This is a genomic window from Amycolatopsis sp. NPDC051128 (genome assembly GCF_040682715.1).
GTDB lineage: Bacteria > Actinomycetota > Actinomycetes > Mycobacteriales > Pseudonocardiaceae > Amycolatopsis.
Window position 1 is genome coordinate 75,268 of record NZ_JBFBBN010000043.1, and the last position, 12,845, is coordinate 88,112.

Annotated in this window: 10 protein-coding genes; 8 read left to right on the plus strand and 2 right to left on the minus strand. The window is 71.4% G+C overall.

What is annotated here, in order from left to right:
• Positions 1–105 precede the first annotated feature (105 nt).
• Together AB0M82_RS33840 and AB0M82_RS33845 are read left to right on the plus strand one after the other, a co-directional pair.
• On the plus strand, positions 106–1,128 hold the full coding sequence (locus AB0M82_RS33840; RefSeq protein ID WP_364730781.1) for a LacI family DNA-binding transcriptional regulator: 1,023 nt from the start codon (positions 106–108) through the stop codon (positions 1,126–1,128).
• Complete coding sequence (locus tag AB0M82_RS33845; RefSeq protein WP_364730783.1) at positions 1,125–2,126, plus strand: Gfo/Idh/MocA family oxidoreductase; 1,002 nt, start codon at positions 1,125–1,127, stop codon at positions 2,124–2,126. Before AB0M82_RS33840 ends, AB0M82_RS33845 begins: the two co-directional genes overlap by 4 nt.
• A 314-nt stretch (positions 2,127–2,440) precedes the next feature.
• On the opposite strand, the gene AB0M82_RS33850 is transcribed toward AB0M82_RS33845, so the two are convergent.
• Entirely contained in the window at positions 2,441–2,752 is a 312-nt protein-coding gene (locus AB0M82_RS33850) for a hypothetical protein (protein ID WP_364730786.1), read from the minus strand.
• A 34-nt stretch (positions 2,753–2,786) separates the two neighbouring features.
• Positions 2,787–4,628, minus strand: coding sequence for an asparagine synthase (glutamine-hydrolyzing) (asnB, locus tag AB0M82_RS33855; RefSeq protein ID WP_364730788.1), 1,842 nt, complete (start codon positions 4,626–4,628; stop codon positions 2,787–2,789).
• Between the two features lie 345 nt (positions 4,629–4,973).
• Between asnB and kdpF the strand changes: the two genes are divergently transcribed.
• Genes kdpF through AB0M82_RS33885 form a run of 6 tightly spaced genes read left to right on the plus strand, consistent with a single transcriptional unit; the run spans position 4,974 to position 12,605 of the window.
• Positions 4,974–5,072, plus strand: coding sequence for a K(+)-transporting ATPase subunit F (kdpF, locus tag AB0M82_RS33860; RefSeq protein ID WP_364730791.1), 99 nt, complete (start codon positions 4,974–4,976; stop codon positions 5,070–5,072).
• Positions 5,069–6,730: a potassium-transporting ATPase subunit KdpA gene (kdpA, locus tag AB0M82_RS33865; protein WP_364730793.1), complete on the plus strand. Its 1,662-nt coding sequence runs from the start codon at positions 5,069–5,071 to the stop codon at positions 6,728–6,730. The genes kdpF and kdpA overlap by 4 nt, the downstream gene beginning before the upstream one ends.
• Positions 6,727–8,775 (plus strand): potassium-transporting ATPase subunit KdpB, encoded by a 2,049-nt coding sequence (gene kdpB, locus AB0M82_RS33870; protein WP_364730796.1) that lies wholly within the window; start codon positions 6,727–6,729, stop codon positions 8,773–8,775. The genes kdpA and kdpB overlap by 4 nt, the downstream gene beginning before the upstream one ends.
• Positions 8,776–8,780: 5 nt before the next feature.
• A complete protein-coding gene (locus AB0M82_RS33875; protein ID WP_364730799.1) occupies positions 8,781–9,371 on the plus strand; it encodes a potassium-transporting ATPase subunit C in 591 nt (196 codons plus the stop codon).
• 4 nt (positions 9,372–9,375) lie between these two features.
• On the plus strand, positions 9,376–11,913 hold the full coding sequence (locus tag AB0M82_RS33880) for a DUF4118 domain-containing protein (protein WP_364730801.1): 2,538 nt from the start codon (positions 9,376–9,378) through the stop codon (positions 11,911–11,913).
• Entirely contained in the window at positions 11,910–12,605 is a 696-nt protein-coding gene (locus tag AB0M82_RS33885; RefSeq protein ID WP_364730803.1) for a response regulator, read from the plus strand. The genes AB0M82_RS33880 and AB0M82_RS33885 overlap by 4 nt, the downstream gene beginning before the upstream one ends.
• Positions 12,606–12,845 lie beyond the last annotated feature (240 nt).

Here is a 12,845-nt window from a genome sequence, read left to right on the forward strand (position 1 = left end):
CGTTGGAGCGCTCTATTGATTAGAGCGCTCTAATCTTGTAGCGTCCGTCACAGCAAAGTCAAGGGCCTGTTTCCGGCCCGTAACACCAGGGGAGGAGGTGTCGTCATGGTGCGTCCGACCATGGAGGACGTCGCCGCGCGGGCGGGAGTTTCCCGCGCACTGGTCTCCCTGGTGATGAGGAATTCACCGAAGGTCTCCGACACCCGCCGTGCGGCGGTGCTGCGCGCGGCCGAGGAACTCGGCTACCAGCCGCACGTGATGGCGCGGTCGCTGGCCAGCCGCACGTCGACGGTGCTCGGCGTGATGGTCAACGACCTGCGCAACGCCTTCTTCGCCGACGTCGTCGAGGGATTGGACGCGGCCGCGCAGGCCGCGGGCTTCGACCTCGTCCTCAACACCGGCGGCCGCAGCCCCGCTCGCGAAGGGAATGCCCTGCGCAGCCTGCTTTCCTTCCGCCCGGCCGGGGTGATCCTGCTGTCGCCGGTCGTGCCGGCGTCGGCCATCGAGGCCGCCTCGCGGCAGTGCCCGGTGGTGCTGGTCTCGCGCACCTCACGAGCGTCCGGTGTGGACACCGTGAACGATGACGGCGAAGCGGGCTCCGCGCTGGCCGTCGACCATCTGGCCGGCCTCGGCCACCGGCGTATCGCCCACCTCGACGGCGGCGGCGCGGCCGGGGCGGCCCAGCGGCGCCGGGGCTTCCAGGCGGCGATGCGCCGGCACGGCCTCGAGCCGATCGTCGTGCGCAGCGAGCACACCGACACCGGCGGCGAGAAGGCGGTGCGCGAGCTGCTCGCCACGTACTCGCGGGACGACCTGCCCACCGGACTGGTGGCGGGCAACGACTTCAACGCCGTCGGGGCGATCTCGGCCCTGGAGGAAGCCGGGCTGCGCGTGCCCGAGGACGTCTCGGTCGTCGGCTACGACAACACGTCGCTCGCGGCGCTGCGGCACCTCTCGCTGACCACAGTGGACCAGCCGCGCACCGAAATGGGGCGGCTGGCCTTCGAAGCGCTGATCGAACGCGTCCGCGGGGACCGCACGGAGCCGGTCCGGCATCTGCTGCACCCGTCCCTGGTGGTCCGTTCGACCACCACTGAGGTTTCTCTGACAGGAGGGTCATCACGATGAGGTTGGGACTGGCGGGCACCGGCCGGATCGGCACCGCGCACGCGGAGACGCTGAAGGGCTTCGAGGAGGTCGAGTCGGTCATGGTCGCCGACGTGGACACCGCGCGCGCCCGGGCGGCCGCGGCGAAGCTGGGCGTCGAGGCGGCGGACAGCCTGGAGTCGCTCTTCGCTTCCGGGCTCGACGGCCTGGTCGTCACGGCGGCCACCGACGCGCACCCGGGCCTGATCATCGCGGCGGTCGACGCGGGCATCCCGGTGTTCTGCGAGAAGCCGGTGGCCGCGGACATCCCGGGGACCCTGGCGGTGCTCGACCGCATCGACGGCTCGGACGTCCCGGTGCAGATCGGTTTCCAGCGCCGCTTCGACGCGGGATACGCGGCGGCGCGGGCGGCGGTCGCGTCCGGGGAGCTGGGCTGGCTGCACACGCTGCGCGCGACGACGTTCGACCCGGCGCCCCCGCCCGCGGAGTACGTGGCGCACTCGGGCGGGCTGTTCCGCGACTGCGGCGTGCACGACTTCGACATCATCCGCTGGGTGAGCGGCCGCGAGGTCACGGAGGTCTACGCGATCGGCGCCAACCGGGGCGAGCGGTTCTTCGTCGACGCGGGCGACGTCGACACGGCGGCGGCGACGCTGACCCTGGACGACGGCACCCTGGCGACGGTGTCGCTGACCCGCTACAACGGGGCCGGCTACGACGTCCGCCTCGACGTCCTGGGCTCGGTTTCCGGTGTGGTCGTCGGCCTGGACGACCGGGCGCCGCTGCGGTCGGTCGAGCCGGGGGTGGCGCCCCTGCCCGGCCCGCCGTACCCGGGGTTCATGGAGCGGTTCCGCCCGGCGTACACGACGGAGCTGCGCGCGTTCCTCGACGTCGTCGCGGGCCGGGCCCCTTCGCCGTGCGTGGCGGCCGACGCGCTCGAGGCGTTCTACATCGCGGAAGCGTGCGAGGTGTCCCGCCGGGAACGCCGTCCGGTAGGGCTGGCGGAGGTCCGCCGCTGAGCGCCGGCGTGCGTGATTGCGGAGCCGACACGCCGCGAGTCGCCGTGTCGCCCTCCCGTCACGCGAGTTGACCTTTCAATCACGCGAGTCGCCCCTCTCTGATCACGGGAACGTTTGGCGGAACTTGCGTGATGGAGGCCGTAACTCGCGTGATCGGAAGCGGATCTCGCGAGTTCCGCCTGCAATCACGTGAGTTGCGGCCCCGATCACGCGAGATACGGCCGCAGGAGCTTGCGGACCGTGCGTTCGACCAGCGTGGCGGCCTGCTTGAGGGCTTTCCTGCGCGCGCTGGGCGGACCCGCTCTTCGGCGACGTCACGAACCCGGACCACTTCGGGCACGCAGGAGCGGGAGGATCTCCGTCCGCACGTACTCCAGCGCGTCCCGCTCCGGCCGGATGTGCGGCCCCTGAACCCAGCCGATGCCGTGCCGCACGGCCGCGGCGGTGACGCGCTCCCGTAGCTCACCCACCACGCCCGCACCCAGCACCACCGCGTCCACGACGCCCAGCCTGGCCAGCGTGGCCTCCTCCGAGACGACGCCGTCCGCGGTGAGACCCGCCGCGGACAGCGCCGCCGTCACTCTCGAGACCGTCGCCGGGTTGAGACCGAACAGCAGTACCTTCATGCCCTCGAGTCTGCGACCTCAAGGGCACTCGAGGTCAAGAGAGTTCGAGCGTGGGGGAGTACATCTCGATCCAGTGGTACAGGTCGAGCAGCCGGTCCAGGCCGACGCGCGCCGCCGGGGCCATGGCCGCCGGGTCCACTTCGGACACCTGGTGCGCCCAGCCGCGGTCGACCAGCCCGAACACCGCGTGGGCCGGCTCCGCGAGGACCTCCTTGACCTGCTGCTGCAACGCCGCCGCGTAGCCAGGGTCCTGCGTCGACGGGTACGGGCTCTTCACGCGCTGAGCCACCGACTCCGGCAGGACGTGCGACGTGGCGTGCCGCAGCAGGCTCTTCTCCCGGCCGTCGAACGTCTTCAGCGACCACGGCGTGTTGTAGACGTACTCGACCAGCCGGTGGTCGCAGAACGGGACCCGGACCTCCAGGCCCACCGCCATCGACGCGCGGTCCTTGCGGTCGAGCAGCATCCGCACGAACCGGGTCAGGTGCAGGTGGCAGATCGTCCGCATCCGCGCCTCCCGCGCTGACTCGCCGTCGACGTGGTCGACCTCGGCGACGGCGGTGGCGTACTGGTCGCGGACGTAGGCCTCCAGGTCCATCTTCGCCATCAGCCCGGGAGCGTAGATCGACGTCCGGTCGGTCATCATCGCGCTGCGGAAGGCGATCCACGGGAACATGTCCGCGTTGACCGCCGTCTCGTCGAAGAACCAGCGGTAGCCGCCGAACACCTCGTCGGCCGACTCGCCCGACAGCGCCACCGTCGACTCGCCGCGGATCGCCTTGAACAGCAGGTACAGCGACGTGTCCAGGTCGCCGAGCCCGGCCGGGATGTCCCGCGCCCGCAGCACCGCGCGCCGCACGTCGGGGTCGGTCAGCTCCGCCGGGTCCAGCACGACGTCCTGGTGCGCGGATCCCACCAGCGAAGCGACGTCGCGCACGTACGGCGCGTCCGCGGTGTCGCGCATCTCGTCGGGCTTGAAGTTCTCCTCCTGGCCGAAGAAGTCGACGGAGAACGTCCGCAGCCGCTCGCCCTGTTCGGCGAGCCGCGCGGCGGCCAGGCCGGTGACGGCACTCGAATCGAGCCCGCCCGACAGCAGCACGCAGCGGGGGACGTCGGCCACGAGCTGCCGGTGCACGATGTCGGTCATCAGCTCGCGCACGCGGGCGACCGTGGTCTCCTGGTCGTCGGTGTGCTGCTCGGCGGCCAGCTTCCAGTACGTGCGGGTGCGGACGCCGTCGCGGGTCACCGTGACGATCGTGCCCGGCCGGACCTCCTCCATGCCCTTCCACAGCGACCAGCCGGGCCGCTTGGTGAACGCCATCAGCTCGCGCAGGCCGTCGGTGTCGACCACCTTCTCGGCCAGCGGGTTGGCGAGGATGGCCTTCGGCTCGGAGCCGAACAGGACGCCGTCGGCCGTCGGGGAGTAGTAGAACGGCTTGATGCCCATCCGGTCGCGGATCATGACGAGCCGGTCGTCGCGCTCGTCCCAGATCGCGAACGCGTACATGCCGTTGAGGTGGTCGACGACCGCGTCGCCCCACTGCAGGTAGCCGTGCAGGACGACTTCGGTGTCGCTGTCGGTTTCCCACCGGTGGCCCAGCTTCGTCAGTTCCGCTTTGAGCTCGGTGAAGTTGTACGCCTCACCGCTGTAGACCATTGTCACGTCGCCGCCCGGCGTGGACACCGTCATCGGCTGACGGCCGCCGGGCAGGTCGATGATGGCCAGCCGCCGGTGGCCGAGCGCGACGTGCCTGCGCACCCAGGTGCCCGTGTCGTCCGGGCCGCGGCAGGCCATGGTCGCCGTCATGGCGTCGACCACGTCCCGGTGGCGGGTGAGGTCGGTGTCGTAGGAAACCCAGCCGGCGATACCACACATGGGGAGCCCCTCCCATTCGCTTAGCTAGTACAACTATTGGTAACCCAGGTTTAACACGGCTCGAAGGTCGTGTCTGCCCGAATTGCACGTTCCGCGCTCATTCGGTCACACGTTGTGTCTCGGCTCACTGGCCATCAAGGCCGCGTAAACGCGCGTCGGGAACGCGTCAAGGCGCCATCAGTCCGAGGCCGCAACGGCGTCCCCGAGCCGCAGGGTGAACGAGTCCGGTCACCGAACCCCGGTGACCTGCCTTGAGAGGTGCCTGGTGGCCGACTTGCTCTACGCCGTTCTGCTGATCGGCGTTTTCGTGGTTCTCGCGCTGGCGCTGCGCGGGTTGGAGAAGCTGTGAGCGGCGCGGGGACCGTGGCCGACGCCGTCGGCGGCCTGCTGGCGCTGGGCCTGCTCGGGTACCTGTTCGTCGCGCTGATCAGGCCGGAGAAATGACCGACACCGCGGCCGGGCTCCTCCAGCTGGGCCTGCTCCTCACCGCCCTCGCCGTGGTTCACCAACCGCTCGGCGACTACCTGGCGCGCGTCTTCTCGACCGAGAAGCACCTCAAGGTCGAGAAGGGCCTCTACCGGCTCTTCCGGGTCGACCCGGACTCCGAACAGCGGTGGCCGGTCTACGCCGCCGGGGTGCTCGGCTTCTCGTTCGTCTCGGTCGTGCTCCTCTACCTGCTGCAGCGGCTGCAGCCGGTCCTGCCGTGGAGCCTGGGCCGCGGCTCGGTGAGCCCCGGCGTCGCGTTCAACACGGCGGTCTCGTTCGTCACGAACACGAACTGGCAGTCCTACGTCCCCGAGACGACGATGGGCCACTTCGTGCAGATGGCCGGGCTGACCGTGCAGAACTTCCTGTCCGCGGCCGTCGGCCTGGCCGTGGCGATCGCGGTGACCCGCGGGTTCGTCCGCGCGAAGACGGACCGGCTCGGCAACTTCTGGGTCGATCTCACGCGCGGCACGATCCGCGTGCTGGTGCCGATGGCCTTCGTGTTCGCCCTCGTGCTGGTCGCGCTCGGCGTCGTGCAGAGCCTCAAGGCGGGGGTCGCCGTCACCGGTCCCGACGGCAGCGGAAGCACCATCGCGCTGGCCCCGGCGGCGAGCCAGGAGGCGATCAAGGAACTGGGCACCAACGGCGGCGGCGTCTTCAACGCCAACTCCGCGCACCCGTTCGAGAACCCCACCGCGTGGACGAACCTGGTTCAGCTGTTCCTGATCCTGGTGCTCCCGGTCAGCCTCACCCGCACCTTCGGAAAGCTGGTCGGCGACCAGCGCCAGGGCTACGTCCTGCTGAGCGTGATGGGCCTGCTGTGGGCGGCTTCGCTGGCGCTCATCTGGTTCTCGGAAGCCCACGCGGGCAACCCGGCCGCGCTGGCCGCCGGCGCGAGCATGGAAGGCAAGGAGCAGCGGTTCGGCATCGGGCTGACGTCGATCTTCGCCGGCACCACCACCGGCACGTCGACAGGCGCGGTGAACGGCGCGCACGACAGCCTGTCCGGTCCCGGCGGCGGGGGCGCGCTGCTGAACATGCTCTACGGCGAGATCTCGCCCGGCGGCGTCGGCACCGGCCTCTACGGCATCCTCGTCATGGCCGTCATCGCGATGTTCCTGGCCGGGCTGATGGTCGGGCGGACGCCGGAGTACCTGGGCAAGAAGCTCGGCAGGCGCGAGGTCACCTGCGCGGCGGTCGCCATGCTGGCGATGCCGTCCGTGGTGCTGCTGGGCTCGGCGATCGCGCTGCTGCTGCCGGGCACGGCGGGCGCGCTGGGCAACTCCGGCGCGCACGGCCTGTCCGAGATCCTCTACGGCTACGCGTCGACCGGCAACAACAACGGCAGCGCGTTCGGCGGGCTGACCGTGACGAGCGGCTGGTTCCAGTCGTCGTTCGCCGTCGCCATGGCGTTCGGCCGGTTCGTGCCGATCCTCGCCGTGCTCTGCCTGGCCGGTTCCCTGGCCGCGCAGCGCAAGGTGCCCGAGACCGCCGGCACCCTGCCGACCACCGGGCCGCTGTTCGCCACCCTGCTCACCGGCACGGTGGTGCTCGTCGCGGCCCTCACGTTCGTCCCGGCGCTCGCGCTCGGGCCCATCGCGGAGGCACTCGCATGACCGTCACCGGAGAACGTCCGCAGGTGGTTCCCGTGGCTGAGACGCCGGCCCGGGCCGGCGCCGGGATCTTCAGCCCGCGCCGGCTCCGGACGTCGCTGCCGGACGCCCTCCGGAAGCTCCATCCGAGGCACCAGCTCGGCAACCCGGTGATGTTCGTGGTGTGGGTGGGTTCCGCGCTCACCACCGTCTTCGCGGTCACCGGCCCGAGTGTGTTCACCATCCTGATCGCCGTCTGGCTGTGGTTCACGGTCGTCTTCGCGAACCTCGCCGAAGCCGTCGCCGAAGGGCGCGGCAAGGCCCAGGCCGAATCCCTGCGCCGGTCGAAGAAGGAGACCGTCGCGCGGCGGCTCACCGAGGACGGCGAGGAACAGGTCCCCGGGGCCGAGCTGAAGATCGGCGACCTGGTCGTCGTCGAAGCGGGCCAGGTGATCCCGGGTGACGGCGACGTCGTCGAGGGCATCGCGACCGTCGACGAGTCGGCCATCACCGGCGAGTCCGCTCCGGTCATCCGCGAGTCGGGCGGCGACCGCAGCGCCGTCACCGGCGGCACGACCGTGCTGAGCGACCGGATCGTCGTGCGGATCACGACCCGGCCGGGTGAGTCCTTTGTGGACCGGATGATCGCGCTGGTGGAAGGCGCTTCGCGGCAGAAGACGCCGAACGAGATCGCGCTGTCCATCCTGCTCTCGACGCTCACGATCATCTTCCTGCTCGCCGTCGTGGCGCTGCAGCCGATGGCCCGCTACTCCGGCAGCGAACAGTCCGTCGTCGTGCTGACCGCGCTGCTGGTGTGCCTGATCCCGACGACCATCGGCGCGCTGCTGAGCGCCATCGGCATCGCGGGCATGGACCGCCTGGTGCAGCGCAACGTCCTGGCGACGAGCGGCCGCGCGGTGGAGGCCGCGGGCGACGTCTCGACGCTGCTGCTCGACAAGACCGGCACGATCACCTTCGGCAACCGCCGGGCCACCGAGCTGGTGCCCGTCGGATCGTCCACTCCGGACGAGCTCGCGCGCGCCGCCCGGCTGGCCAGCCTCGCCGACGAGACCCCCGAGGGTCGCAGCGTCGTCGAGCTGACCGCGGCCCAGGCGGGGCAGGACGAGCACGGCGAGTTCGTCCCCTTCACCGCGCAGACCCGGATGAGCGGCATCGACATCGGCGGCAGGCGGATCCGCAAGGGCGCCGCTTCCGCCGTGCGCGAGTGGGTTCGCGGCAACGGCGGGGAGTTCCCCGGCGAGACCGAGCGCGTGGTCGACGAGATCGGTGCCCAAGGCGGCACGCCGCTGGTGGTCGCCGAGGACTCCGTGGTGCGCGGCGTGATCCGGCTCTCCGACGTCGTCAAGCCGGGCATGAAGGAGCGCTTCGGGGAACTGCGCTCGATGGGCATCAAGACGGTGATGATCACCGGCGACAACCCGCGCACCGCCAAGGCCATCGCCGTGGACGCGGGCGTCGACGACTTCCTTGCCGAAGCCAAGCCCGAGGACAAGATGGCGCTCATCAAGCGGGAGCAGGAGGGCGGGCGGCTGGTCGCGATGACCGGCGACGGCACCAACGACGCGCCCGCGCTCGCGCAGGCGGACGTCGGCGTCGCGATGAACACCGGCACGTCGGCCGCGAAGGAGGCCGGCAACATGGTCGACCTCGACAGCGACCCGACGAAGCTGATCGAGATCGTCGAGATCGGCAAGCAGCTGCTGATCACCCGCGGCGCGCTGACCACGTTCAGCGTCGCCAACGACCTGGCCAAGTACTTCGCGATCCTGCCCGCGATGTTCGCGGGCATCTACTCGCAGCTGGGCGGGCTGAACATCATGCACCTGGCCACGCCGAAGTCGGCGATCCTGTCCGCCGTCATCTTCAACGCGCTGATCATCGTCGTGCTCATCCCGCTGGCGCTGCGCGGCGTGCGGTACCGGCCGTCGTCGGCCTCGGCCCTGCTGCGCCGCAACCTGCTGGTCTACGGCCTCGGCGGGATCGTCAGCCCGTTCCTCGGGATCTGGCTGATCGACCTGCTGGTGCGCCTCATCCCCGGAATCGGGTGAACGAAGTGAACACTCTCGTCAAGCAGACCTGGGCGGGGCTGCGCGTCCTGCTCGTCATGACGGTCCTGCTCGGGATCCTCTACCCCCTCGCCGTGTGGGCCATCGCCCACGTCCCCGGCCTGGCGGCGAACGCCGAAGGCTCGGTCGTGACGCGGGACGGCCAGGCGGTGGGGTCGTCGCTCATCGGCGTCGACCCGGTGCCCGCCGACCCGGCGCACGACCCGTGGTTCCACACCCGGCCCTCGGCGGCCGGCCCCGGTGTGCCGTCCGGTGCGTCCAACAAGGGCCCGGACAACGAGGACCTCGTGAAGACGATCGCCGAGCGCAAGGACGCCATCGCGAAGCGCGAAGGCGTGCCACCCGGCCAGGTGCCGCCGGACGCCGTCACCGCGTCCGGTTCGGGCCTCGATCCGGCGATCAGCGTCGCCTACGCCGACCTCCAAGCACAGCGGGTCGCGCGGAACACGGGGCTGCCGCTCGACCGGGTGAAGCAACTGATCGAAGCGAACACCTCGGGCGCGGGCATCGGCGTCCCCGGGGTGACTGTGCTCCCGCTCAACTTGGCCGTACGCGCCGCGGCCGGAGGGGCACACTGACACCGTGACCACCGAAAACGTCAGGCCGCGCCGCGGGGAACTGAGGATCTACCTCGGCGCGGCTCCGGGCGTCGGCAAGACCTTCGCCATGCTCGGCGAGGCGCGGCGGCGCCTCGACCGCGGCACCGACGTCGTCGTCGGGCTGGTGGAGACGCACGGCCGCCGGAAGACGGCGGATCTTCTCGACGGCCTGGAGGTCGTCCCGCGACGGCACGCCGGGCACCGCGGCCGCGAATTCGCCGAGATGGACGTCGACGCCGTCCTGGCCCGCGCGCCGGAGGTCGCCGTCGTCGACGAGCTCGCGCACACCAACGTGCCGGGGTCACGCCACGCGAAGCGCTGGCAGGACGTCGAGGCACTCCTCGACGCCGGCATCGACGTGCTGTCCACGGTCAACGTGCAGCACCTGCAGAGCCTCAACGACGTCGTCGAGCGGATCACCGGCGTCACCCAGCAGGAGACCGTGCCCGACGAGGTCGTCCGCCGTGCCGGGCAGCTCGAGCTGGTCGACATCACCCCCGAAGCCCTGCGGCGGCGGCTCGCGCACGGCAACGTCTACCCGGCCGAGCGGATCGACGCCGCGCTCGGCAACTACTTCCGCCCCGGCAACCTCACCGCCCTCCGGGAACTGGCGCTGCTCTGGGTGGCCGACCAGGTCGACGTCGCGCTGCAGCGCTACCGGGCCGAACAGCGGATCACCGACACCTGGGAGGCGCGCGAACGCGTCGTCGTCTCCATCACCGGCGGGCCGGAGAGCGAGACGCTCATCCGCCGCGCCAGCCGGATCGCCACCCGGGCGGGCGCCGAACTGCAGGTCGTGCACATCCTGCGCGGCGACGGCCTGGCCGGGGCCGGGCCCTCCGCGATGGCCCGCTGCCGCACGCTGGCCGAAGAGGTCGGCGCGACGTTCCACACCGTCGTCGGCGACGACGTGCCGACCGCCCTGCTGGACTTCGCCCGCGGCGTCAACGCGACCCAGCTCGTGATCGGCACTTCGCGGCGCTCCCGCGTGGCCCGGCTGTTCGACGAGGGCATCGGCGCTTCGGTGGTCCACCAGTCGGGGCCGATCGACGTGCACATGGTCACCCACGCCGAGGCGGGCGGCCGCCTGCGCGCGCGGCTCGGGAGGAGCCCGCTGGGGCCCTCGCGGCTGGTCGCGGGCTGGGCGCTGGGCGTCACACTGCCGGTGCTGGTCACCGTCGTGGGCGTGGTCGTGCCGACCGGGCTCGACTTCGCCACCGACGTCATCTCCTACGTGCTGGCCACAGTGATCGTCGCCCTGGTCGGCGGGCTCGGCCCGGCACTGGCCGCGGCCGTGCTCGGCGCCGGGCTGCTCAACTTCTTCTTCACGCCGCCGCTGTACACGCTCAACGTGCACACGCCGCAGAACCTCGTGACGCTGATCGCGATGGTCGTGGTCGCGGTGCTCGTCGCGCTGGTCGTCGACCAGGCCGCGCGCCGGGCCACGCAGGCCGCGCGGGCGCGGACCGAGGCGGCGCTGCTCGCCTCCTACGCCAAGATCGTGCTGACGCACGCGAACCCGATCGAGCGGCTGCTGGCGAAGGTCCGCGAGAACTTCGGCCTGACGTCGGTGACCCTGCTGGAGAAGCAGGACGGCGAGTGGCATCGCGTCGCCGTCGCCGGGGAGCACCCGTGCGCCGACCCGGACGAGGCCGACGTGGATGTCGCCGTCACCGCCGACGTGCACCTGACCCTGCGCGGGCGGGCGCTGCCGGCGACCGACCGGCGGGTCCTGGAAGCGGTGGCCGGGCAGGCGCTCCTGGCCCTGCGCCAGCAGCGGGCGGCCGCCGCCGCGGCCCGCGCCGAGCGGAAGGCCGAGGCGACGGAACTGCGCACGACGTTGCTGTCCGCCGTCGGGCACGACCTGCGCACGCCGCTGACGTCGATCAAGGCGTCGATCGGCAGCCTGCGTGCCGCCGACCTCGCTCTGTCCGAAGAGGACACCGCGGAGCTGATGGAGGCGATCGAGCTGTCCGCCGACCGGCTCGCCGGGCTGATCGACAACCTGCTCGATTCGTCGCGGCTGGCCACCGGCGCGGTGCGGCCGCACCTGCGTCCGGTCGGCTACGACGAGGTGGTCGCGCACGCGTTGTCCACTGTGGACGACTCCGATGGGGTGGTGGTCGCGGTCGACGACCAGCTCCCGTCGGTGCTCGCCGACCCCGGCCTGCTGGAGCGGGTGGTGGCGAACGTGCTGGACAACGCCCTGCGCCATGGCGGCAAGCCGGTGTCCGCGCGGGCTTCGGCGCACTCGGGTCAGGTGGAGCTGCGGATCGTCGACCACGGCAAGGGCCTGCGCAAGGGGGCGGCGGACTCGGCGTTCGCGCCGTTCCAGCGGCTCGGCGGCGACCGGGACACGACGCCGGGCGTCGGGCTCGGGCTGTCGGTGGCGAAAGGGTTCACCGAGGCGATGGGCGGCACGATCCGCGCCGAGGACACCCCGGGCGGTGGGCTCACCATCGTGGTTTCCCTGCCCGCGCACAGCGTCACGTTCGAAGAAGCCGAGGAGGGGGTGCGATGACCGACACGGGAGCCACCGTGCTGGTGGTGGACGACGAGCCGCAGATCGTGCGGGCACTGCGGATCAACCTGAACGCCCGCGGCTACAAGGTGATCACCGCGCACGACGGCACGGCCGCGCTCAAGGCGGTCGCCGAGACCAAGCCCGACGTCGTCGTGCTCGACCTCGGGCTGCCCGACCTGGACGGCACCGAGGTGATCGCCGGCCTGCGCGGCTGGACGACGGTCCCGATCATCGTGCTGTCGGCCCGCGGCGACTCGGCCGACAAGGTCGAGGCCCTCGACGCGGGCGCCGACGACTACGTCACCAAGCCGTTCGGGATGGACGAGCTGCTGGCCCGCCTCCGGGCGGCGGTCCGCCGCTCGGCGGTGGCCGGCGCCGACGGCGCGGACGCGGTGGTGGAAACGGCGTCGTTCACCGTCGACCTGGTGGCGAAGAAGGTCCTGCGCGACGGCGGGGAGGTGCACCTGACCAAGACCGAGTGGGGCGTGCTGGAACTGCTGGTCCGCAACCGCGGGCGGCTGGTCGCGCAGAAGCAGCTGCTGCACGAGGTGTGGGGCCCGTCGTACGAGACGGAGTCCCACTACCTGCGGGTGTACCTGGCCCAGCTGCGGCGCAAGCTGGAGCGGGAGCCCTCCCGGCCCCGGCACCTGCTCACCGAGCCGGGCATGGGCTACCGCTTCGAGGCTTAGCAGCAGAAGGCTCTTGTGTGACACCACCTTCACTGCCCTGGGCCGAAGGCAGGTCTGGCGTCATGACACGACCGCGGGCTTGGCGGCTCCCGCTGTTGACCGCTTGCCAGCGCCCCAATGGGGCATTGGGTCAGGCCGGGCAGTCAGCTGCGGCAGCGAGCTGTCAAGCTGCCCGATTGGCCCGATTGGCCCGGTTTCAGGTGCTCGCCCACGGCCGTGAATGTCGCATTGAGGGACATA